Annotated in this window: 20 protein-coding genes; 10 read left to right on the top strand and 10 right to left on the bottom strand. The window is 71.9% G+C overall.

Features of this window, described 5'->3' with window-relative positions; all coding sequences use genetic code 11:
- The first annotated feature begins 73 nt into the window (after positions 1-73).
- Positions 74-3,283, top strand: a complete 3,210-nt coding sequence (locus tag ACVHNB_RS04945) for a tetratricopeptide repeat protein (RefSeq protein WP_456227493.1) — start codon at positions 74-76, stop codon at positions 3,281-3,283.
- Between the two features lie 34 nt (positions 3,284-3,317).
- Here the strand turns inward: ACVHNB_RS04945 and ACVHNB_RS04940 are convergent, their stop codons facing one another.
- The 3 genes from ACVHNB_RS04940 to mca all read right to left on the bottom strand — a co-directional run bounded on the left by ACVHNB_RS04940 (position 3,318) and on the right by mca (position 5,081).
- Positions 3,318-3,902, bottom strand: a complete 585-nt coding sequence (locus tag ACVHNB_RS04940) for a dihydrofolate reductase family protein (RefSeq protein WP_456227492.1) — start codon at positions 3,900-3,902, stop codon at positions 3,318-3,320.
- 65 nt (positions 3,903-3,967) lie between these two features.
- Positions 3,968-4,180 (bottom strand): hypothetical protein, encoded by a 213-nt coding sequence (locus tag ACVHNB_RS04935; RefSeq protein WP_428952641.1) that lies wholly within the window; start codon positions 4,178-4,180, stop codon positions 3,968-3,970.
- Positions 4,181-4,199: 19 nt separating this feature from the next.
- Entirely contained in the window at positions 4,200-5,081 is an 882-nt protein-coding gene (gene mca / locus ACVHNB_RS04930; RefSeq protein ID WP_428952642.1) for a mycothiol conjugate amidase Mca, read from the bottom strand.
- Between the two features lie 130 nt (positions 5,082-5,211).
- Between mca and ACVHNB_RS04925 the strand changes: the two genes are divergently transcribed.
- Entirely contained in the window at positions 5,212-5,613 is a 402-nt protein-coding gene (locus ACVHNB_RS04925) for a DUF4307 domain-containing protein (protein ID WP_456227491.1), read from the top strand.
- A 178-nt stretch (positions 5,614-5,791) separates the two neighbouring features.
- Entirely contained in the window at positions 5,792-6,289 is a 498-nt protein-coding gene (greA, locus tag ACVHNB_RS04920) for a transcription elongation factor GreA (RefSeq protein WP_428952644.1), read from the top strand.
- A gap of 75 nt (positions 6,290-6,364) precedes the next feature.
- On the opposite strand, the gene ACVHNB_RS04915 is transcribed toward greA, so the two are convergent.
- From ACVHNB_RS04915 to ilvA, 3 genes are all read right to left on the bottom strand, one after another.
- Entirely contained in the window at positions 6,365-7,222 is an 858-nt protein-coding gene (locus ACVHNB_RS04915) for an ABC transporter permease (protein ID WP_428952645.1), read from the bottom strand.
- The gene (locus ACVHNB_RS04910; protein ID WP_428952646.1) at positions 7,219-8,199 is read right to left on the bottom strand and encodes an ATP-binding cassette domain-containing protein; all 981 of its coding nucleotides are present in this window, start codon (positions 8,197-8,199) and stop codon (positions 7,219-7,221) included. Before ACVHNB_RS04910 ends, ACVHNB_RS04915 begins: the two co-directional genes overlap by 4 nt.
- Positions 8,200-8,421: 222 nt before the next feature.
- Positions 8,422-9,663, bottom strand: a complete 1,242-nt coding sequence (gene ilvA, locus ACVHNB_RS04905) for a threonine ammonia-lyase (RefSeq protein WP_456227490.1) — start codon at positions 9,661-9,663, stop codon at positions 8,422-8,424.
- Between the two features lie 175 nt (positions 9,664-9,838).
- Here ilvA and ACVHNB_RS04900 point away from each other — a divergent pair, with 175 nt between their 5' ends.
- The 3 genes from ACVHNB_RS04900 to ACVHNB_RS04890 all read left to right on the top strand — a co-directional run bounded on the left by ACVHNB_RS04900 (position 9,839) and on the right by ACVHNB_RS04890 (position 11,133).
- Complete coding sequence (locus ACVHNB_RS04900; protein ID WP_428957565.1) at positions 9,839-10,327, top strand: MarR family winged helix-turn-helix transcriptional regulator; 489 nt, start codon at positions 9,839-9,841, stop codon at positions 10,325-10,327.
- A gap of 75 nt (positions 10,328-10,402) precedes the next feature.
- A complete protein-coding gene (locus ACVHNB_RS04895) occupies positions 10,403-10,882 on the top strand; it encodes a sigma factor-like helix-turn-helix DNA-binding protein (RefSeq protein ID WP_428952648.1) in 480 nt (159 codons plus the stop codon).
- Positions 10,879-11,133: a hypothetical protein gene (locus ACVHNB_RS04890; protein WP_428952649.1), complete on the top strand. Its 255-nt coding sequence runs from the start codon at positions 10,879-10,881 to the stop codon at positions 11,131-11,133. The genes ACVHNB_RS04895 and ACVHNB_RS04890 overlap by 4 nt, the downstream gene beginning before the upstream one ends.
- 14 nt (positions 11,134-11,147) lie before the next feature.
- Here the strand turns inward: ACVHNB_RS04890 and ACVHNB_RS04885 are convergent, their stop codons facing one another.
- Positions 11,148-12,320 carry a cystathionine gamma-synthase gene (locus ACVHNB_RS04885; RefSeq protein ID WP_456227489.1) on the bottom strand — a complete coding sequence of 391 codons (1,173 nt, stop codon included), beginning with the start codon at positions 12,318-12,320 and terminating at the stop codon, positions 11,148-11,150.
- 56 nt (positions 12,321-12,376) lie between these two features.
- Between ACVHNB_RS04885 and ACVHNB_RS04880 the strand changes: the two genes are divergently transcribed.
- From ACVHNB_RS04880 to ACVHNB_RS04870, 3 genes are all read left to right on the top strand, one after another.
- Complete coding sequence (locus ACVHNB_RS04880; protein ID WP_428952651.1) at positions 12,377-13,468, top strand: hypothetical protein; 1,092 nt, start codon at positions 12,377-12,379, stop codon at positions 13,466-13,468.
- 123 nt (positions 13,469-13,591) lie between these two features.
- Positions 13,592-15,172: a M48 family metalloprotease gene (locus tag ACVHNB_RS04875; RefSeq protein WP_456227488.1), complete on the top strand. Its 1,581-nt coding sequence runs from the start codon at positions 13,592-13,594 to the stop codon at positions 15,170-15,172.
- A 58-nt stretch (positions 15,173-15,230) separates the two neighbouring features.
- Positions 15,231-16,343, top strand: a complete 1,113-nt coding sequence (locus ACVHNB_RS04870) for a hypothetical protein (RefSeq protein ID WP_456227487.1) — start codon at positions 15,231-15,233, stop codon at positions 16,341-16,343.
- A 243-nt stretch (positions 16,344-16,586) separates the two neighbouring features.
- On the opposite strand, the gene ACVHNB_RS04865 is transcribed toward ACVHNB_RS04870, so the two are convergent.
- Both ACVHNB_RS04865 and ACVHNB_RS04860 read right to left on the bottom strand, forming a co-directional pair.
- Positions 16,587-16,955: a DUF1330 domain-containing protein gene (locus ACVHNB_RS04865; protein WP_428952654.1), complete on the bottom strand. Its 369-nt coding sequence runs from the start codon at positions 16,953-16,955 to the stop codon at positions 16,587-16,589.
- A gap of 87 nt (positions 16,956-17,042) precedes the next feature.
- The gene (locus ACVHNB_RS04860) at positions 17,043-18,086 is read right to left on the bottom strand and encodes an NAD(P)-dependent alcohol dehydrogenase (RefSeq protein ID WP_428952655.1); all 1,044 of its coding nucleotides are present in this window, start codon (positions 18,084-18,086) and stop codon (positions 17,043-17,045) included.
- Positions 18,087-18,204: 118 nt separating this feature from the next.
- Here ACVHNB_RS04860 and ACVHNB_RS04855 point away from each other — a divergent pair, with 118 nt between their 5' ends.
- Positions 18,205-19,104 (top strand): helix-turn-helix domain-containing protein, encoded by a 900-nt coding sequence (locus ACVHNB_RS04855; protein WP_428952656.1) that lies wholly within the window; start codon positions 18,205-18,207, stop codon positions 19,102-19,104.
- A gap of 18 nt (positions 19,105-19,122) precedes the next feature.
- On the opposite strand, the gene ACVHNB_RS04850 is transcribed toward ACVHNB_RS04855, so the two are convergent.
- Positions 19,123-19,893: a group II truncated hemoglobin gene (locus ACVHNB_RS04850; protein WP_428952657.1), complete on the bottom strand. Its 771-nt coding sequence runs from the start codon at positions 19,891-19,893 to the stop codon at positions 19,123-19,125.
- Positions 19,894-19,987 lie beyond the last annotated feature (94 nt).

The raw sequence follows: 19,987 nt of genomic DNA, 5'->3' as shown, positions 1-19,987 counted from the left end.
AGGGACCCTCGCGCCTTCACCCCATACGCAGGACACTTGACCCGGAACTGTCACCACCGGAGGGGGACCGAAGATGCGAGACAGCCATCGGGCGGAGGCCGAGCGGCTGTTGGCCCGGGCCGTGGAGGAGGAGGTCAGGCGCTCCGGCGGCCGTACCGACGGGGGCGTGCTCCTGCCGCGGGCCAAGGCGGCGCTCGACGCCATGGGGCAGACCGCCGCCGAGGAGTACGCGGCGTACACCCGGGCCCTGGACGAGGCGGCGGCGGGGCAGATGTCGTTCGGGGACCGGTTCGCCAAGGAGGGCGGGTCGACTCCCCTGATGGTGGCGGGGGTCGGGGCCGTCACCGCGGTCGTGGCCGACCTGGCGCTCGGGGCGGGCACCGGGGTCGCCGTGGGGGCCGGTGCCGCGGTCGCCGTGCTCGGCGCCGCCGCCACCGTCGCCAAGGTGACCGCGTCGCACCTGCCGGCGGCGAGCCGCAGCGCGGGCGCCCTGAACCAGCCGGGCGGGCCCGAGCAGCTGAGGCTCCAGTGGCTGACGGCGCTGGAGGTGCGGGGCATCCGGCCGTTCCTGGACCAGCAGCGGGTGCTGGCGGCCAGCACCGGCACCACGAAGAAGTCGGCCTCGCCCCAGCTGCGGCGCACCGACAAGAGCGCGGCCGCGCGGCGCAGGAGTGTTCTGGAGCAGTCGTTCGGTCAACTCCCGGAGCCGGAGGGGCCGTTCGCGGGCCGTCGGGCCGCCGTGTCACGGATCGCGCAGTGGGTGCACGCGGCGCGGGCCAGCACGGAGACCCGGCCGACGGTGGTGGTGCTGCACGGCGCGCCGGGTTCGGGGCGTACGACGCTGGCGGTGCGGGCCGCGCACGAGCTGCGGGACCAGTTCCGCGGGGCGTGTGTGGTGGACCTGCGCGGGGACCGGGCGGACGCGCCGCCGCTGACGACGCGGGACGCGCTGCTGCATCTGCTGAACCGGCTGGGCGCGCCGCGCGAGCAGCTGCTGTTCCGGGAGCGTTCGTCGCAGGACCAGCAGGTCAAGCGGCTGAGCGAGCTGTACCACCAGCATCTGACCGGGCTGCCGGTGACGATCGTGCTGGACGACGCCGAGGACGCCGGCCAGGTGCGCACGCTCATTCCCGAGCGCTCCGACAGCCTCGTCGTCGTCACCTCCCGCAAGCCGCTCGCCCTCGACGGGGAGACGCCGGCCTGGGTGCACCAGCTGCCGGTGGAGGCGCTGGACGCGGCGGGCGCGGAGGAGCTGCTGCGGGATGCCGCGGAGGACGCGAGCGGTCCGTACGACGCCGAATCCACCGATGAGGTGCGGGAGTTGTGCGGCGGTCTGCCGCTCGCGCTGCGCATCGCGGGCTCGGCGATCGGTCCGCGCACGACGCGGCAGCTGGCGACGGACCTGAGCGCGTACGGGCCCGTGGAGCCGGTGGAGCGCGTGCTGTGGCTGCGCTACACCGACCAGTCCGACGCGGCCCGCCGGCTGCTGCGCCGCCTCGCGCTCGCCGGGCGGGCCTCGCTCGGCTCGGCCGCGGCTGCGGCGCTGCTCGCCACCGGTGAGCAGGAGGCCGTCCGCCATCTGACGGCACTGTCCCGCGCGGGCCTCATCGACCACGTCCGCGGCAGCCGGTACCGGCTGCACGACCTGGTCCGCTCGTTCGCGCAGGCCCGTCTCGCGGACGAGGAGGAGCCCGCGGAGCGCACGGCGGCGCAGGAGCGCCTCATCCAGAACTACGCGGAGCTCGCCGACTCGGTGATCCGCCTGGTCGACGGCAACATGTCGACGCGTGCCGGGCAGCCGGGCCCGCACGGCTTCACGTCGCTGGACGCGGCGCTGCGCTGGCTGGACGACGAGTCGAGTTTCATCACGGCGGCGCTGCGGCACGCGGAGGGCGTCAACCAGGACGCGGTGCTCGGCCTGCTGGGCGCGCTGTGCGACTACTGCCTCCTGCGGGGCGACCTGTACCGGCTCGGTGAGATCAGCGAGTTGACGCAGGCCATCGACCAGGGACTGCTCGTGCGCTCGGTCCAGTGGCGCACGGGTATCGCGGCCCGTCAGCTCGGCGAGCTCGACAAGGCGCGCACGACGCTGTCGTCGGTGGTCGACCTGTATCGCGAGGCACACCATCAGGCGGGCGAGGCCCGCGCGCTGTGCTCGCTCGGCATCACGCTGCACCACCAGGGTCAACTCGCGGACGCGACCGCGAAGTTGCGGGAGGCGCTCGATCTCCAGACGACGCCGGAGACCAGGGGCGACCGTGGCTGGACGCTGCACGCGCTCGCGGCCGTCGAGCGGGACCGGGCCCACGTCCGCGAGTCCCTGGGCCTGCTCACGGACGCGCTCGTCCTGCACCGGGAGAACGAGTCGCTGCACGGCGAGGCCTGGGCGCACTTCCAGCTCGGCCAGCTGTGTCTGCGCATGGGGGACGTCCCGCGCGCCGACGAGGAGCTCCGCTCGGCCCTCGACCTGTACGGCCGCACCCGCGACGCCCGCGGTGAGGCCTGGGCGATGACCCAGCTGGCCCGCGCCCGCCTGGTCGACGGTGACGCGTCGGCGGCGGTCGACGGCCTGCGCCAGGCGGCGTCCCGGCACCGCGACAACGAGGACGCGCGCGGCGAGGCCTGGACGTACTACTACCTGGGCCAGGCCCTGGAGGAGACCGGCAACCTGGACCAGGCGGTGCGGGAGCTGGAGAAGTCCCGGACGATGTTCTCCCGGATGCGTGACGTCTATGGGCTCGCGTGCGCCCGGCACCACTCGGCGCGGGTGACCCGCGACCAGCGGGCGGCGCAGACGGGCTCGCTGCGCAACTCCGGTTTCGCTCGCCAGCTCCTGGTGGACGCGCGGGCCGACTTCCAGCGCATCGGCGTCGCGCACGGCGAGGCGTGGACGTGCCTGGAACTGGCGGTCGTCGACGCGGGCAACGCCCGGCTCCAGCAGGCGATGGCGCTCTGCGAGGACGCGGCGGCCCTCTTCGCCTCGTACGGCGACCGGCGCGGTGAGGACTGGGCGACGTTCCTGCGCTGCACGCTTCTGCCGTACGCCTCGCCCGGCGGCTCGGAGGTCGGCACGGCGGTCGCCCAGGAGGAGCTGTCCCAGCTGGCCCGCACCTCCAACCCGACCCGCGACGGCAAGCTCGACGACTTCGTGGCGGCGTATCTGCTGCTGCTGGAGCGGGGTGTGGAGCTGGACGCGGGCTGGCAGGCGTGGCGGCTCGGGATGGTGCCGAACCGCCACGCGCGGGACGTGATGGGGGTGGTGGTCGGCGCGGACTCGGCCTGAGGTTGGATCCGGGCCGGGCCGGGCCGGGCCGGTTCTAGGGGCGGCGGGTGCGGTACTGCAGGTGCAGTACCCGGTCGCCCTGGATCACCACGTGCGGGTCCTCGAGGAGCTGCTGGGCGTCGGCGGAGCCGAAGAAGCACTTGCCCGAGCCGAAGAAGACCGGGGCGACGTCCATGGCCACGACGTCGACGAGGCCGAGCGCGAAGGCCTGGCCGCCGACGTCGCCGGCGGTGAGGGCCACGCTCCGGTCGCCCGCGAGGTCCTTGGCGCGGGCGATGCCCTCGGTCACGTCGTCGACGAAGTGGTAGTGGGACGCCTCGGGGTGCCAGCTCTCGGGCCGGGGCCGGTGCGAGACCACGACGACGTGCTCGCCGGCCGGCGGCTTCGCGTCCCACCCGTCGGTGAGGTCGAAGAGGTGCCGGCCCATGACGGTCACGCCGAGGCTGTCCCACAGGGGCCGGGTGTAGTCGGCGGACGCTTTGGAGATCCGGAAACGGCCGGCGTCGCCGAGCGGCGTGTCGCCGTTGCCGTACCAGTCGAACAGCGGGCCGACGCCGTCCTCGGCGTCGGCGATGTATCCGTCGACGGAGACGACCGCGTGCATCAGTACAGGGCTCATACCTGTACGACCCGGCGCGCCCGCGAAACTCATCGCGGGCACGCCCGGGAGGTCGCCCCGGGAGGCTAGGAGCGCTCGGCCGGCTTGCCGGTGTCGGCGCCGACCGGCTCGGCCGGTGCCTTCTCCTTGAAGTCGACCTTGCCCATGTGCCGGTTCATCGACTTCATCAGGCCCCAGACGGCGAGAGCCATCACCGCGAAGACGATGAAGCCGAGCACGCCCGGAGTCACCTTGTTCTCGTCGACCTCTTGCGCGGCGAGGGGGACGAGATGGGTCATTGCCAGATTCGATGTCACATCAGGCATTGTGACGGACGCCCGCGAAGAGGTCGTCCTCGGGGAGGGAGGTATCGACGAGCGACTTCGCGAGCTCGTACTCCTCGGTGGGCCAGACGGCCTTCTGGATCTCCATCGGGACGCGGAACCAGCCGCCGTCGGGGTCGATCTGCGTGGCGTGCGCGATCAGCGCCTTGTCACGGATCTCATAGAAGTCGGCGCACGGGACGTGCGTGGTCAGCGTGCGCTCGACCCGCTCGAACTCGTCCCAGCGCTTGAGCCAGTCCGCGTACGGCGATTCCAGGCCCCGCTCGATCATGGCGTGGTGCAGCGCCTCGGTGCGCGGCCGGTTGAAGCCCTGGTTGTAGTAGAGCTTGCTCGGCTGGAAGACCGGCCCGAACTCGGCCTCCGGGTACTTCTCGGCGTCGGCCGCTCCGTCGAAGGCCACCATCGAGATCTTGTGGGTCATGATGTGGTCGGGGTGCGGGTAGCCGCCGTTCTCGTCGTAGGTCGTGATGACCTGGGGACGGAAGGAGCGGATCTGGCGCACCAGCCGGCCAGCCGCGTAGTCGACGTCCTCCAGGGCGAAGCAGCCCTCGGGCAGCGGCGGCAGCGGGTCGCCCTCGGGCAGGCCGGAGTCGACGAAGCCCAGCCAGTCCTGCTTGACGCCGAGGATCTCGCGGGCCTCCTCCATCTCCTTGCGGCGCACCTCGTGGATGTGCTCCTCGATGTACTTGTCCCCCTGGAGCTTCGGGTTGAGGATGGAGCCGCGCTCGCCTCCCGTGCAGGTGACGACATGCACGTCCACCCCCTCGGACACGTACTTGGCCATGGTGGCCGCGCCCTTCGACGACTCGTCGTCGGGGTGGGCATGAACGGCCATCAGTCGCAGCTGCTCAGTCAAGACAAGATCCTCGGTGAATTAAGGCGCCCTGGTGTGATTCGGCGCAATGGGCGCTTCTATAGTGACCGAACCGGGGGGCGGAAAATTCCGGCGCCCGTATGTTGACGGGCGAGGCGAGAGGAACTGGCCGATGAGCGCCGTGCAGCAGCTGCCCGAGGGCCGCTACGGATCCTCGCGCGCGGCCGACGCCCGCGCCGACCGGAAGCTCCGGATCGCCGCGATCGTGCTGGGCACGCTCTTCGCCGCGCTGGTGGGCTGGTTCGGCTGGTACTACGTCGTCGGCAACACGTTCAGCGGCGAGGTCATCGCCTTCCAGCCGTACGACGACCATGTCCAGGTGCATCTGGAGATCCGCAAGGACACCGGCGCGAGCGGCTACTGCACGATCCGCTCGCAGGACGCGGACCAGGCCGAGGTGGGCCGCGCCGACTTCCGCTTCGACCAGCGCACGGACCGGATCGACAAGGTCGTCACGCTGCGTACGACGGGCAAGGGAACGACGGCGGAGCTGATCGGCTGCCACGCCGACTGACGTGTGTCACTTCTGTTGCGGCTGATCGTCGCTGACCTGCGTTGACGTAAAACTGATGCCTTATGTCCTCCCCCTTCGACCGCTGAATTGTTAGGCTCGTGGTTTCGCCCACCCGTAAGGGAACATCCTTCTGGGTAGGGCGATGCTTTGTATTCCCAGTACCTACGAGGAGCGACCTGTGACCCAGACCAGCGAAGACGTCACCTGGCTGACGCAGGAGGCGTACACCAAGCTCAAGGACGAGCTGGCGTACCTGTCTGGTCCCGCGCGCGAGGAAGTCACGCAGAAGATTGCGGCTGCGCGCGAGGAGGGGGACCTGCGCGAGAACGGCGGGTACCACGCGGCCAAGGAGGAGCAGGGCAAGCAGGAGCTCCGCATCCGCCAGCTGACCCAGCTCCTGGAGAAGGCGAAGGTCGGCGAGGCCCCGGCCGCCACCGGTGTCGTCGCGCCCGGCATGGTCGTCACGATCGCTTTCGACGGTGACGAGAGCGACACCTTGAGCTTCCTGCTCGCCTCCCGCGAGTACGCGAGCGCCGATATCGAGACGTACTCGCCGCAGTCGCCCCTGGGCACCGGCGTGAACGGCAAGAAGGTCGGTGAGGACGCCGAGTACGAGCTGCCGAACGGCAAGTTCGCCTCGGTGAAGGTCCTCACGGCGGAGCCGTACAACGGCTGACGCCGCCTGTGCCATGCGACGAGGCCCCCGGAGCGGCTGCTCCGGGGGCCTCGTCGTGCGGTGGCCGGGGGCCGGTCAGGCCGTCGCGTTGCGGTACTTGCGGACCGCGAGGGTGCGGAAGACCACGATGATCACGACGGACCAGATCAGCGACGCCCACACCGGGTGCTGCATGGGCCAGGCCGAGGACGGCGAGACCCCGGGGTTGCCGAAGAGCACCCGGCACGCCTGCACGGTGGCGCTGAAGGGGTTCCAGTCGGCGACGTGCCGCAGCCAGGGCGTCATCATGCTGGTGTCCACGAACGCGTTCGAGATGAACGTCACCGGGAACAGCCAGATGATCCCTCCCGAGGTCGCCGCCTCCGGGGTCCGGACGGACAGGCCGATCAGCGCGCCGATCCAGGTGAACGCGTAGCCGAGGAGGAGCAGCAGGGCGAAGCCGCCCAGCACCCTTCCGGCGTTCGTCGGCTCGTCCGAGCCGGTGCGCCAGCCCACGAGCAGCGCCACGATCGCGAGGACGAGCAGGGTGATGGAGGTCTGCACGAGGTCGGCGACCGTGCGGCCGGTGAGGACCGCGCCGCGGGCCATGGGGAGCGAGCGGAAGCGGTCGACGAGCCCCTTCTGCATGTCGTCGGCGATCCCCGCGGCGGATCCCGCCGTGGCGAAGGTGACGGTCTGGGCGAAGATGCCGGCCATCAGGAAGTTCTTGTAGACGTCCGGGTCGGTGGATCCCCCGACGCTCATGGAGCCGCCGAAGACGTACGTGAACAGCACCACGAACATCACCGGCTGGATGATCCCGAAGAGGATCATCTCGGGGATCCGCGTCATCCGGATCAGATTGCGCTTGGCGACCACCAGCGAGTCCCGGACGGACCGGCCGATGCCGCCCGCCGCGCGCGGTGTGCGCGCGGTGTCGGTGACGGCGCTCATTTACGTGCCTCCTCGTCCTGCTCCGCGTCCTGCGACTCCTCCGCCAGGTGGCCGGTCAGCGAGATGAACACGTCGTCCAGGGTCGGGCGGCGCAGCCCGATGTCGTCGATCTCGATGCCCCGGGCGTCCAGCTCCCGGATCACCTCCGCGAGGAGCTTCGCGCCGCCGGTGACCGGGACGGTGAGCTTGCGGGTGTGCTGGTCGACGGTGGCCTCGCCCTTGCCGAAGCCGGCCAGGACCTGGCGGGCGGTGTCGATGTGCTCGCGCTCGTGCACGACGACCTCGACGCGCTCGCCGCCGGTCTGCGCCTTGAGCTGGTCGGAGGTGCCGCGGGCGATGACGCGGCCGTGGTCGACGACGCAGATGTCGTGCGCCAGGTGGTCGGCCTCCTCCAGGTACTGCGTGGTCAGCAGCAGCGTCGTACCGCCGGCGACCAGCTCCTGGATGACCTCCCACAGTTGCTGCCGGTTGCGCGGGTCGAGGCCGGTGGTCGGCTCGTCCATGAACATGACGGGCGGGGAGACGACGAGCGCGGCCGCGAGGTCGAGGCGGCGGCGCATGCCGCCGGAGTACGTCTTGGAGGGGCGGTCGGCGGCGTCCGCGAGGTTGAACCGCTCCAGCAACTCGCCCGCCCGGGCCTTCGCCTGCTTGGCCTTCATCTGGTAGAGCTGGCCGACCATCTGCAGGTTCTCGCGGCCCGTCAGGTACTCGTCGACCGCGGCGAACTGGCCGGACAGGCCGATCGAGCGCCGTACCTCGTTCGGATGCTTCAGGACGTCGATGCCCGCGACGACCGCTTTGCCGCTGTCCGGCGTGAGCAGGGTCGTCAGGCAGCGCACGGCCGTGGTCTTGCCCGCTCCGTTGGGCCCGAGCAGCCCGAGGACGGTGCCTTCTGGTACATCCAGATCGACGCCGTCCAGGGCCCTTACATCGCCGAAGGTCTTGACCAGACCTTCGGCGTAGATGGCGCCTGGCATGTGGTTCCCCCAGTGTGTGGGTGATTCAGCTCAATGCGTGCTGTGCTCGATGCGTGCCGTACTCAATGCGTGCTGTGTGGCCTTGCGGACCTTGCGTGGAGAAATTCTAGATTTGCCCGCTTGTGAATGCCCGGTGAAGAGTGATGCGGCGCACACAGTATCGCGATGTATCGCGTCTCCTCAAGGGATTTTCCCGAGACCCGGCGGATCGCCGCGCGGAGGTCAGTCGATGACCGTGTAGCCCGCCGACCGCAGGGCTGCCTCGACCTCGGCGCAGTGCGCGGGTCCCTTGGTCTCCAGGTGCAGCTCCACCTCCGCCTCCGTGAGCCCGAGACGCGGATCGGTGCGGACGTGGCTCACGTCGAGAACATTGGCATCCGCCACTGACAACACCCCGAGGAGCGTGGCCAGAGCGCCGGGGCGGTCCGTGAGCCGCAGGCCCAGCGAGAGGTAGCGGCCCGCCGCGGCCATGCCGTGGGTGAGGATGCGCTGCATCAGGAGCGGGTCGACATTGCCGCCGGAGAGCAGCGCGACCACCGGCCCCTCGAACGCCCCGGGTTCGCTGAGCAGCGCCGCCACGGGGCTCGCGCCGGCCGGTTCGACGACCAGCTTGGCCCGCTCCAGACAGAGCAGCAGGGCGCTGGACAGGGCGTCCTCCGACACCGTGCGGACCTCGTCGACCAGGTTCCGCACGAGCTCGAAGGGGATGTCGCCGGGCCGCCCCACCTTGATGCCGTCGGCCATGGTCGCCGGGTGCGCGACCGGGACGGGGTGCCCGGCCGCCAGCGAGGGCGGGTACGCGGCCGCGCCCTCCGCCTGGACGCCGATCACCCGCACGTCGGGCCGCACCGCCTTCACCGCGACGGCGATGCCCGCCGCGAGACCGCCGCCGCCGATGCCCACGACGATCGTGCGCACCTCCGGGCACTGCTCCAGGATCTCCAGGCCGAGCGTGCCCTGGCCCGCGACGACGTCCGGGTGGTCGAAGGGGTGGATGAAGACGGCGCCGGTCTCGCGCGCGTACTCCTGCGCCGCCGCCAGCGTCTCGTCCACCACCTGTCCGTGCAGCCGCACCTCGGCGCCGTAGTCACGGGTCGCGGCGACCTTCGGCAGGGGCGCGCCGACCGGCATGAACACCGTGGAGCGCACGCCCAGGAGCGAGGAGGCGAGGGCCACGCCCTGCGCGTGGTTGCCCGCGCTCGCGGCGACGACCCCGGCGGCGCGCTCCTCCGGCAGCAGCCCCGCGATGCGCACGTAGGCGCCCCGCAGCTTGAATGATCCGGTCCGCTGGAGGTTCTCGCACTTGAGGTGGACGGGGGTGCCGAGCAGCTGGGAGAGGTGGTGGCTGTGCGCCATGGCCGTCACCCGCGCCACCCCGGAGAGCATCTTCTGAGCGCCGCGCACGTCGTCGAGAGTGACGGCGGGCAGAGAGTGCGGCAAGGAGTCAGAGGCGCTGTAGCTCATGACCGAAGTCTCGCAGCTCACGGCGTACGTCTCTCGGGATGTTCACGCTCCGAGACCGGATTGCGCAGCGCAGGTACGGCCAGCGCTTTCGCCGCGTACCCTGTGCCCCAATCCAGTGCAATCCACCACCCACGCATGAAGTGAGCCCCCGGCCATGCCCACACCACAGGAAACGATGGACATGACGACCGCCGGCGACACCGGCCTCCTCGAAACGCTGCAGCACGAGGTGGCGGTCTTCGCCCGTCGCGCCGAACAGACCCGGCTCGGCGGGGTCGGGCAGGTGCGCAACTCGATGGACCGAGCCGCGTACCTGCTGCTCAACCGCCTCGACAAAGAGGGACCGATGGGCGTCAAGGCGCTCGCGTCGAGCATGGGGATCGATTCCTCGACGGTGACCCGTCAGGTCGCCCCGCTCGTCGACACGGGCCTCGTCAAGCGCACCTCCCATCCGGAGGACGGCCGCGCCGTGGTGCTCCAGCTGTCGCCGCGCGGTCTGTCCCGCCTCGACGAGGTCCGCTCGTCGAGGCGAGAGCTGATGGCCCAGTTGACGCAGGACTGGGCCCCGGAGGAGCGCGAGCAGTTCTGCGCGCTCCTGACGCGCTTCAACACCGCCCTGTCCGCACGCCAGTCGGGCCAGCCGGCGCCCGCTGCCGACTCCTGAGGCTCCTGGCCCTCCTGCGCACCGCCGCGGCTCCCGCCTCTTGACCAGGGGGCCGCGGCGGGCCTCATATGAAGCGTGCGCGAACGGCAGGCGTCCAGGAACGCCCGCCGGGCCCGGGAGTTCGAGGCGTTCGTCGCGGGCGCGGCAGGGCGGCTGCTGCATGCCGCCACGCTGCTCACCGCCGAACCGCACGACGACAACCCGCGCGCGCGGAAGCTGCTCACGGCCGCCCTCACGCGTACGTATGCCTCCTGGGACCGTCTTCGGGGTGAGGATCCCTACGACTGCGCCCGCAAGGAACTAGGCGTCCGCTTCGCGCGCGGGACCTGGCGCCGGCACCGTGGACACGGCGGCGTACTGGGGCATCTGACGCCCCAGGAGCGTCTGGTCCTCGTGCTGCGGCTGTTCGAGGGCATCGGCGAGGAACAGGTGGCGGCGCTGCTCGGGCTGCCCGCGGAGCGCGTACGGGCCCTGCACCACCGCGCGATGGCCCTCGTCCTGCACCCGCCGCGCGACCCCGCGCCCACCGCCCTGCACGGGACGGCTCCGGTATGAGCCTTCAGGAGCGCAAGGAGGCGACGGTGCGCGCGGTGCTCGATGCCGCGCCGCCCCCGGTGGTGCCGGGCGAGCTGTGCGCGGAGGCGATGCGCAGGGGCGGCCGGGTGCTGCGGCGCCGGCGGATCGCCCGGCGGCTGGCGTGGTGCGTGCTGTGCACCGCGGTGGTGGCGTTCCTGGTGTGGGCGACACTGGCGCGCCCGTGGGTGGAGCCGCCCTCCGAGACGACTCCACCGCTGACCGGCTGGTGACGGTCCGCTGACCGCTACTTCGTGCCGAGCGCCTGCTGGAGATCGGCCAGCAGGTCGTCGGCCGACTCGATGCCCACGGAGAGGCGGACGAGGTCGGCGGGCACTTCGAGGGCCGAGCCCGCGACGGACGCGTGCGTCATGCGGCCCGGGTGCTCGATCAGCGACTCGACGCCGCCGAGGGACTCGCCGAGCGTGAAGAGCTGCGCACGGTTGCAGACCTCGACGGCCGCCTCCTCGCCGCCCTCGACCTGGAACGACACCATGCCGCCGAACGCCCTCATCTGCTTGGCGGCGATCTCGTGGCCCGGGTGCTCGGGCAGCCCCGGGTAGAGGACCTTGGTGACGCGCGGGTGGCGGGTGAGCATCTCGGCGACCCGGCCCGCGTTCTCGCTGTGCCGGTCCATGCGCACGGGCAGCGTCTTGATGCCGCGCAGCACGAGCCAGGAGTCGAACGGCCCGGCCACCGCGCCCATCGCGTTCTGGTGGTACGCCAAGTCGTCGGCCAGGGCCTGGTCGTTGACGACGAGGGCGCCGCCGACCACGTCCGAGTGACCGCCCATGTACTTCGTCATCGAGTGGACGACGACGTCCGCGCCGAGCGCGAGCGGCTGCTGGAGGTAGGGGCTGGCGAAGGTGTTGTCGACGACGAGCCGGGCGCCGGCCTCGCGGGCCACCTGGGCGACGGCGGCGATGTCCGTGATGCCGAGCAGCGGGTTCGAGGGCGTCTCGACCCAGACCGCCTTGGTCTTCGGGGTGAGGGCGGCGCGCACCGAGGCGACGTCGCTGGTGTCGGCGACCGACCATTCCACGCCCCAGCGCGAGACGACCTTGGCGAACAGCCGGAACGTGCCGCCGTAGGCGTCGTTCGGGATGACCACGTGGTCGCCCGGGCTCAGCAGGGTCCGCAGCAGGCAGTCCTCGGCGGCCAGGCCGGAGGCGAAGGCGAGGCCGCGCCGGCCGCCCTCCAGCGCGGCGAGGTTCTCCTCCAGGGCGGTCCGCGTCGGGTTGGCGCTGCGGCTGTACTCGTAGCCGCCGCGCAGGCCGCCGACGCCGTCCTGCTTGTACGTGGAGACCTGGTAGATCGGCGGGACGACGGCGCCGGTGACGGGGTCGGCCGTGTTCCCGGCGTGGATGGCGGTCGTCTCGAAGCCTCGGGGGGCTCCGCTGTGGCTGTGCGTGTCGCTCATGTGCCCCGAGAGTAGTGCTCCTCGGCGCCGGCTCCGCCTCGGTTAGCTTTGGAGGTATGGGAATTCTCTGGGTCCTGATGGCCGTGCTGATGATCGCCTGGGTGGTGATGCTGCGGCGGCGCGGCGGTATCCGTCAGGTCGCCCCGGGGTCGCCGGACGCCGCCGATCCGGCCGACTACGGCTTCGTACGGCAGGAGGACCTCGACGTCCGGCTGCCGGGCCCCGACCAGGATCTGCTCGACGTGATGGCCGTCGTGCAGCGCAACCAGGATTTCACGGCGGCTTCGCAACTGCTCGCCGGGACCGGCAAGGAGACCGAGGCCCGCTGGGAGCGGGTGCAGGCGATCGCCGGGGCCGCCGCGCTGGAGCTGCAGCAGACGCCGCGCGTCGGCGCCGGGTGGCTGCACGCGTGGCGGGCGCAGCAGCCCAAGGACGCGGGCGGGGCGCAGGTCTTCGCCGAGTTCCTGGTGCAGCAGGCCTGGCGGGGCGGTGGCACGCCGGACGAGCAGCGGATCATCCTGGAGGAGGCGCGGGGCGCCTGTGAGCAGGCCGCGCTGCTCGCGCCGGGCGACCCGGTCCCGCACATCACGCAGCTGGCGATCGCGCGCGGACTCGGGTACTCGCAGTCCGAGTTCGAGCAGCTGTGGCTGAAGATCCTGGACACGGCGCCCGGGCACATGGGGGCCCATCTGGCCGGTCTGCGCTACTGGACCGAGAAGTGGCACGGTTCGCGCGAGCAGGCCTTCGCGTTCGCCGAGGCCGCCGCGGCGCGTGCCCCGCGCGGCTCGCTGCTGGCCGCGCTGCCCCTCTTCGCGCTGTACGAGCACCTGCCCGACGTGAACTTCGTGCGCGGCTTCTACGAGAGCGAGGTCGTGACCAAGGCGCTGCACGGCGCCCTGTTCGCGGTGAACGCCGCCCGGCCCGACGACCCGATGCTCGCCCACGTACGCCACTTGCTGGTGTTCTTCCTCGTGCGCGGCGAGCGGTGGTCCGAGGCCATGCAGCAACTGGTGCGCGTGGACGGGCACGTGGGCGCCATCCCCTGGACCGCGGAGGAGGACCCGGCGTCTTCGTACGCCGTGTACCGCGCGCTCGCGGTGGCCGGCTACGAGGCGAACGGCGGGAGCCCGGCCACGCTGCGGCACTGAGGGAAGTCCGGTCGCCGGTGCCCCGGCGGCTGTGCCATACTCCCGTTCCCCCCACATGTATGTTCACCTGCATTTTTTTGTTCCCGTGGGGGGAATTGCCCGATGGGCTCCACTCTGCGCGCCGTGCGCGCTCTCGTTCTGCTGCTCGGTTTCTATCTGGTCGGCTTCGTGCTGCTCGGTCTGCTCGGCGCGCTCGACTGGTCGATCATCTCCGGTGGTCACGGCGGCGGCGCCCTCAAACTGGTCTTCCTCAGCGTCGTCGTCGCGATCCCGGTCGTGCAGGGCATGTTCGCCGTGCGCAGCCCGAAGTTCGAGCCGCCGGCCGACGGTCTGCACGTCGACGAGCGGCAGGAGCCCCGGCTGTGGGCCGTGGTGCGCGATCTCGCCGAGCGGGCCGGCACCCGGGCCCCGGACGAGATCTATCTGGTGCCCGAGGTGAACGCCGCCGTCCACGAGGAGTCGCGCCTGCTGGGCCTGCGCTCCGGGCGCCGCGTGCTGCGGATCGGCGCCCCGCTGCTCAGCGGCCTCGACGAGGCGCAGCTGATCGGTGTGCTGGCCCACGAGTTCGGCCACTACTCCAACGCCGACACCCGGCTCGGCGCGATCAACCGGCGCGGCTTCGAGCAGATCTCCCGCACCGTCTCCACGCTCCTGGAGCGCTCCGCCGCCAAGCGGTCCCAGGAGCGCGAGAAGGCGGAGGCGAAGGAGGCCCGGCGGGTCGCGAAGGGCAAGGCGGCACGCGAGGTCGACACCGGCTACGCGGGCGTCACTTACCGCATCGCCGCCAAGCCCTTCATCTGGTACGGGACGTTCTACGTGCGGGCCATGCGGGGCACCATGCGCCGCCAGGAGTACGCCGCCGACCTCACGGCCGCCCGGATCGCGGGCCGGGACGCGACGGCGTCGGCGCTGCGCGAGATCCCGGCCCTGAGCGCCGCGTTCGACTTCTACTTCGACTCGTACGCGACGCTCGGCACCGGCGCGGGGCTGCTGCCGCCGCAGGGCGAGGTGTTCGGCGGTCTGCGTCATCTGCTGGCCGCCCGCTCGGGTGAACTCGACGAGATGCGCGCCGAGTTGCCGCAGGAGGAGGGCTCCGCCTACGACACGCACCCGCCGATGGCCGACCGCGTGGCCCGTATCGAGCAGCTCCCCGACGACGGGCGCCGGTCGCGGGCGGCGGGCCCCGCGCTCGGTCTCCTCGCCGATCCGGCGGCCATGTTCGCGGCCCTGGAGCAGGCCGCCCTGTCCCCCGCCGCGCTCGGTCTGCGCCGCAGCGCGGACTGGACGCAGCTCGTGCACGAGTCGATGACCACGTACGTCGACAGGTCGGCGGAGCCGTTGCGGCAGGCGGTGCGTGAGGTGACCGGCGGCGACGGCTCGCTGGAGTCGGTCCTCTCGGCGATCGACGCGGGCGAGATGTGGCAGGTCGCCGACCGGCTGCCCAAGTCGCAGGAGGCGGCGGCCGCGACGGGCCGCGCGGCGCGCGAGTTCGCCCGGCCCCGGCTGCGCCGCCTGCTCTCCGACCTGACGGCCGTCGACCTGATCGCGCGCGGCGCGGCGCACTTCGAGCTGTCCTGGTCGGGCCCGGCGACGCTGCGGCTGTCCGGCGCCGACCAGGAGTGGCTGACGCGGGCGCTGGACGCGGCGGTGGCGGACGTGCCGGACACGGCGGTCCTGCGGCAGCTCCTCGCCCCGGCGGCGTGAGCCCCGGACAGCCCTCAGCCACCCACCTTCTTCAGAACTTCCGGGAGAGCAGGACCAAGTGAACCGCATCGCCCTGATCGTGGCCGTCGTCGTCGCCGTGATCGTCATCGTCCGTACCGTCGGGATCCGGCGCCGGCACCACCGGGACGTCGGCAGGTTCTCCGACGCCCAGATCGCCGAGGCGGGGGCCCGGCTCGGCCTGGTGCCCGTCGCACAGGTCGACGGCGAGCGGGCGACCGCCCCCGACCCGGCGGCCGAGCACGTCACGTCGGCTCTCGGCGCGGGGAACTGGGAGCCCGGCGCGCAGTACCTGGAGGGCGCGGGCACGGACTGGCAGGAGCGCGACCGGCGCTCCGTCCTGCTCGCCGAGGAGGCCGTGAAGGACGACGCGTGGCTGACCGCGTGGCGCGCGGCGCGGCCGCGGGACCCGGGCGCGGCGCTGGTCCACGCCCGTTCCCTGGTCTATCTGGCCTGGGAGATCCGCGGCAGCGCGCAGGCGAGGAGCACGACGCGCGAGCAGTTCGACGGCTTCCACCGGGTGCTCGCGCAGGCGAAGGAGGCGTTCGGCGCGGCGCAGGACGCGGCCGGCGACGACCCGTGCCCGTTCGTCGCGGAGCTGCCGCTGGCGATGGGCCTCGGCTACCCGCACGAGGCGTTCGCCGCGATCTGGGCCGAGATCGAGAAGCGGGACCCGTACCACCTGGCCGCGCACCGTTCCGCGCTGCAGTACTGGTGCGCGAAGTGGCGGGGCTCGCACGAGGAGGCGGAGGCGTTCGGCAGGGCGGCCGCGGCGAAGGGCGCCCCCGGTCAGCTCCTGTCCACGATCGTCCTCGACGCCTACTTCGAGTACGAGATCGCGCACGACGACCTCAACCCCGGCGAGTACTACCGGCGCCCGGAGATCGTCGCGGCGACGGACGCGGCCCTCGCCGACGTGGCGGCGGCACACGCCGCGAACCCCCACGACCCGGCCGTCGCTCCGGCCCGCCACCTGCTCGGCAGCTTCCTGTACTGGCAGAACCGCTACGAGGAGGCCCTGGCCCAGTTCCGCCTCGCCGACGGCTACGCGGGCACGACCCCGTGGTCGTACTACGGGGATCCGGCGAAGCGGTACGTGAAGGTGCGGGACTATTGCGCGGCGCAGGTGGCGCGGGCCGGCACCGGGTCCTGAGGGGCCGAGGCGGCCACGGGCCTGCCGGCCGTTTCCCGGCGGTGTGGAAGCGGGAGCGCGGCGTGCACACCGATCAGGCCTCCTGGAAGCGGGAGCTGAAGCAGGCACCCGCCGGGTGCAGTGGGACCCCGAGCGCGATCTGCGGCTGGCGCCGTTGCCGTACCGGTCGTTGCAGGTACGGCGCGGGAACCCCCCGCTCGCCCATCCGTCCAGCTCGGCGCACGCGCACCGCTGGGCGCGCTGTCACACGGCAGGCGCCACATCCGGACGGCTCGACGCCTCGCGCATCGCCCCCGCCGTCCGCCCCGCGTCGTAGTCGCCCGGCACGCCCTCCAGGAAGACCAGCTCGCCGGGGATGTGGGCGGTGCGCAGCGGGAGGATCTCCTGGTAGGCGGGGGACGCGTACCAGGCGTGGGCCTGCGGGAGATCGGGGAACTCGACGATGACCAGGTCTCCGAGGCTGCGTCCCTCCAGCCATTCGCCCTGCTTGCCGTGCGACAGGAAGCGGCCGCCGTAGGGCTCGAAGGTGGACTGGACCCGCTCGATGTACTCCAGGACGTCGGGGTGCACCGGGGGCGTGGGACGCAGCACTGCGATGGCGTAGGCGGTCATGAGCGAGCCCTCCTCGGGTTCCGGTGGATACGGGTTCGATCCTGTCGGAGCCCGGGGAGGGCGTCGATTACTCGCGGGGTAAGGCGCTCAGATGGTCGCCGCGTCGATCACGAAGCGGTAGCGCACGTCGGAGGCGAGGACCCGCTCGTACGCCTCGTTGATCTGGCTCGCCTCGATCAGTTCGATCTCGGCGCCCAGGCCGTGCTCGGCGCAGAAGTCGAGCATTTCCTGGGTCTCGGCGATGCCGCCGATCATCGAACCGGCGAGGGTCTTGTTCCCGCCGATGAGGGAGAACAGATTGAGGGCGATGGGCTCCTCGGGGGCGCCGACGTTCACCAGGGCGCCGCCCGTCTTCAGCAGGCTCAGGTACGCGCCGAAGTCGAGGGGCGCGGAGACCGTGGAGAGGATCACGTCGAACGTGCCCGCCAGGTCCTTGAAGGTCTGCTCGTCGCTGGTCGCGTAGTAGTGGTCGGCGCCCAGCTTCAGGCCGTCGTCCTTCTTGCGCAGCGACTGGGACAGGACCGTCACCTCCGCGCCGAGGGCGTGCGCGATCTTGACGGCCATGTGGCCGAGGCCGCCGAGACCGACCACGGCGACCTTCTTGCCGGGGCCGGCGCCCCAGTGCTTCAGCGGGGAGTACGTGGTGATGCCGGCGCAGAGCAGCGGCGCGGCCACGTCGAGGGAGAGGCCGTCGGGGATGCGGACGGTGAAGGCCTCGTCGACGACGACCTTCTGGGAGTAGCCGCCGTAGGTGGGCTCGCCGTCCTTGCCGACGGCGTTGTACGTGCCGACGTTCCCGCGGACGCAGTGCTGCTCCTGCCCGGCCAGGCAGGGCTCGCACGCGCGGCAGGAGTCGACCATGCAGCCGACGCCGACGCGGTCGCCGACCTTGAACTTGGTGACGCCGGGGCCGACCTCGGAGACGACACCGGCGATCTCGTGCCCGGGGACCATCGGGAAGATGGCCTCGCCCCAGCCCTCACGGGCCTGGTGGATGTCGGAGTGGCAGATTCCGGCGAATTCGATGTCGATCAGTACGTCGTGCTCGCCGACCGTGCGGCGCTCGATGGTGGTGCGCTCCAGCGGAGCCTTGGCGCTGGGCGCGGCGTATGCGGCAACAGTCGTGGTCATGGTGTCCAGCGTGCCGGACACGAGCCTGTTCACCCAGGTCACCGCTTTGCGTACGTCCAGTGGTCCTACTACTGACGGGGTCAGGCTCAGGGGCGTACGACCGGGAATACTTGAGTGCATGGACCACAACCCCGCTCCCGACAGCCTCGACCAGCGGGCCGAGCTCAGCGAGTTCCTGCGCACCCGGCGGGCCCGGCTCAAGCCGGAGGACGTGGGGATCGCCTCGATGGGGCGGCACCGGCGGGTGCCGGGGCTGCGGCGCGAGGAGCTGGCGCAGCTGGCCGGGGTCTCGGTGGCGTACTACACCCGTCTGGAGCAGGGCAACGGGCGCAATGTGTCGGCGGAGGTGCTGGACGCCATCGCGCGCGCCCTGCGGCTGAGCGATGCCGAGCAGGCGCATCTGACCCGGCTGGCCAAGCCGAAGCAGCAGCGCCGCAGGGCGCGGCCGCCCCGGCGGCAGACGGTGCGGCCGGGGCTGCGGCAGCTGCTCGACTCGTTGGAGGGCGTGCCCGCGTACGTGGCCGGGGCGCGCTCCGAGATCCTCGCGTGGAACCGGATGGCGGCGGCGCTGTTCGGCGACTGGGGCGCGCTGCCGCCGGCGGAGCGGAACTGGGCGCGGCTCACGTTCCTCGACCCGGGCTACCGGGACCTGTTCCGCGACTGGGACTCCAAGGCGTCGGACATGGTCAGCTATCTGCGGCTGTACGCGGGCCAGCACCCGGACGACCCGGACCTGTCGGCGCTGGTGGGTGAACTCTCCGTCAAGAGTGAGGAGTTCAGGCGGCTGTGGGCCACCCACGACGTGAAGGAGAAGGGCCACGGCGTGAAGCGGATGCGGCATCCGCTGGTCGGCGAGCTGACCCTGTCGTACGAGACGCTGCACCTGCCGGACGACGACGAGCAGTATCTGTGCGTGTACCACGCGGAGCCGGGCTCCCCGGCCGCGGAGGCGCTGCGCCTGCTGGCGAGCTGGGGCACGGACGCGGTGCCCCAGGACACCGGGACGCCCCGCCCCTGACGCCGCCCCCGGCACCTGTCACGGCTGGTACGGCGGCGCCGCGCCCCAGTGCCAGCGCGGCACCGGCTGCTCGGCCGGGCGGCTCGCGTCCGGGCCGGAGAAGGTGACGGCGAGCCGGGTGCCCCACTCGACGTAGGCGCTGAACGCGGAGCGGAACTCGGCGTCCGCGGGCAGGTCCGCCTCGTCCGCCGCGTCGTGGATGAGGTTGACCCAGCGGCGGCGCTGCCGCTCCGTGATGCCCTTGCCGATGTGCTTGGCGACCATGTGGCTGTGTCCGCCGTGCTGTTCCGTGTAGGCGGCCGGACCGCCGAAGACCTCGCCGAGCCAGAGCGCGACGTGTTCGGCGTGCTCGGCCGGCAGGCCGGCGAAGAGCGGGCCGAGCAGGTCGTCCCTTCGCACCTTGGCGTAGAAGACGGACGTGAGCCGGTCGAACGCCTCGGCGCCGCCCGCCCAGGCGAAGAGGGTGGGCTCGGCGGCGCCCCGGCCGCGCACCGAGGTCGGTGTGTAGTGGCGCATCTCGTCGATGTCGCCCACGTACGGGCGGATCTCGGCGAGGAAGTCCGGGAACAGCTCCGACGTCCGGAAGCCTTCGACGTGGTCCTTGGCCGACGTCCACACGATGCGCAGCACGAAGTGCTCGAAGTCCTCCTCGCAGCGCGTGAGTTCGTAGGTGACGCAGTACGGTGACGCGGCGAGCTGCCGGGCGGCGCGCGTGTAGGCGGCGAGGAACGCGGCCGAGCGGTCCTCGGCGATGCGGTACCGGATGTATTCGACCGTGCGAGTCGTCATGGCAGCCAGAAGAACACGGGCGGCCCGCCCCGGCCATGGACCGGGGCGGGCCGCTCGCGATATCAGCGCTGGGCGTAACGCCCTCGCGCGTCAA

It is taken from the genome of Streptomyces sp. YJ-C3 (assembly GCF_053891275.1).
This window is presented reverse-complemented; position numbering and strand designations above follow the sequence as displayed.

Coding starts and splice junctions, on each gene's coding strand:
- ACVHNB_RS04945 (WP_456227493.1), top strand. CDS start 74: ATGCGAGACAGCCATCGGGCGGAGGCCGAGCGGCTGTTGGCCCGGGCC.
- ACVHNB_RS04940 (WP_456227492.1), bottom strand. CDS start 3,902: ATGAGCCCTGTACTGATGCACGCGGTCGTCTCCGTCGACGGATACATC.
- ACVHNB_RS04935 (WP_428952641.1), bottom strand. CDS start 4,180: ATGACCCATCTCGTCCCCCTCGCCGCGCAAGAGGTCGACGAGAACAAG.
- ACVHNB_RS04925 (WP_456227491.1), top strand. CDS start 5,212: ATGAGCGCCGTGCAGCAGCTGCCCGAGGGCCGCTACGGATCCTCGCGC.
- ACVHNB_RS04915 (WP_428952645.1), bottom strand. CDS start 7,222: ATGAGCGCCGTCACCGACACCGCGCGCACACCGCGCGCGGCGGGCGGC.
- ACVHNB_RS04910 (WP_428952646.1), bottom strand. CDS start 8,199: ATGCCAGGCGCCATCTACGCCGAAGGTCTGGTCAAGACCTTCGGCGAT.
- ilvA (WP_456227490.1), bottom strand. CDS start 9,663: ATGAGCTACAGCGCCTCTGACTCCTTGCCGCACTCTCTGCCCGCCGTC.
- ACVHNB_RS04900 (WP_428957565.1), top strand. CDS start 9,839: ATGGACATGACGACCGCCGGCGACACCGGCCTCCTCGAAACGCTGCAG.
- ACVHNB_RS04890 (WP_428952649.1), top strand. CDS start 10,879: ATGAGCCTTCAGGAGCGCAAGGAGGCGACGGTGCGCGCGGTGCTCGAT.
- ACVHNB_RS04885 (WP_456227489.1), bottom strand. CDS start 12,320: ATGAGCGACACGCACAGCCACAGCGGAGCCCCCCGAGGCTTCGAGACG.
- ACVHNB_RS04880 (WP_428952651.1), top strand. CDS start 12,377: ATGGGAATTCTCTGGGTCCTGATGGCCGTGCTGATGATCGCCTGGGTG.
- ACVHNB_RS04865 (WP_428952654.1), bottom strand. CDS start 16,955: ATGACCGCCTACGCCATCGCAGTGCTGCGTCCCACGCCCCCGGTGCAC.
- ACVHNB_RS04860 (WP_428952655.1), bottom strand. CDS start 18,086: ATGACCACGACTGTTGCCGCATACGCCGCGCCCAGCGCCAAGGCTCCG.
- ACVHNB_RS04855 (WP_428952656.1), top strand. CDS start 18,205: ATGGACCACAACCCCGCTCCCGACAGCCTCGACCAGCGGGCCGAGCTC.
- ACVHNB_RS04850 (WP_428952657.1), bottom strand. CDS start 19,893: ATGACGACTCGCACGGTCGAATACATCCGGTACCGCATCGCCGAGGAC.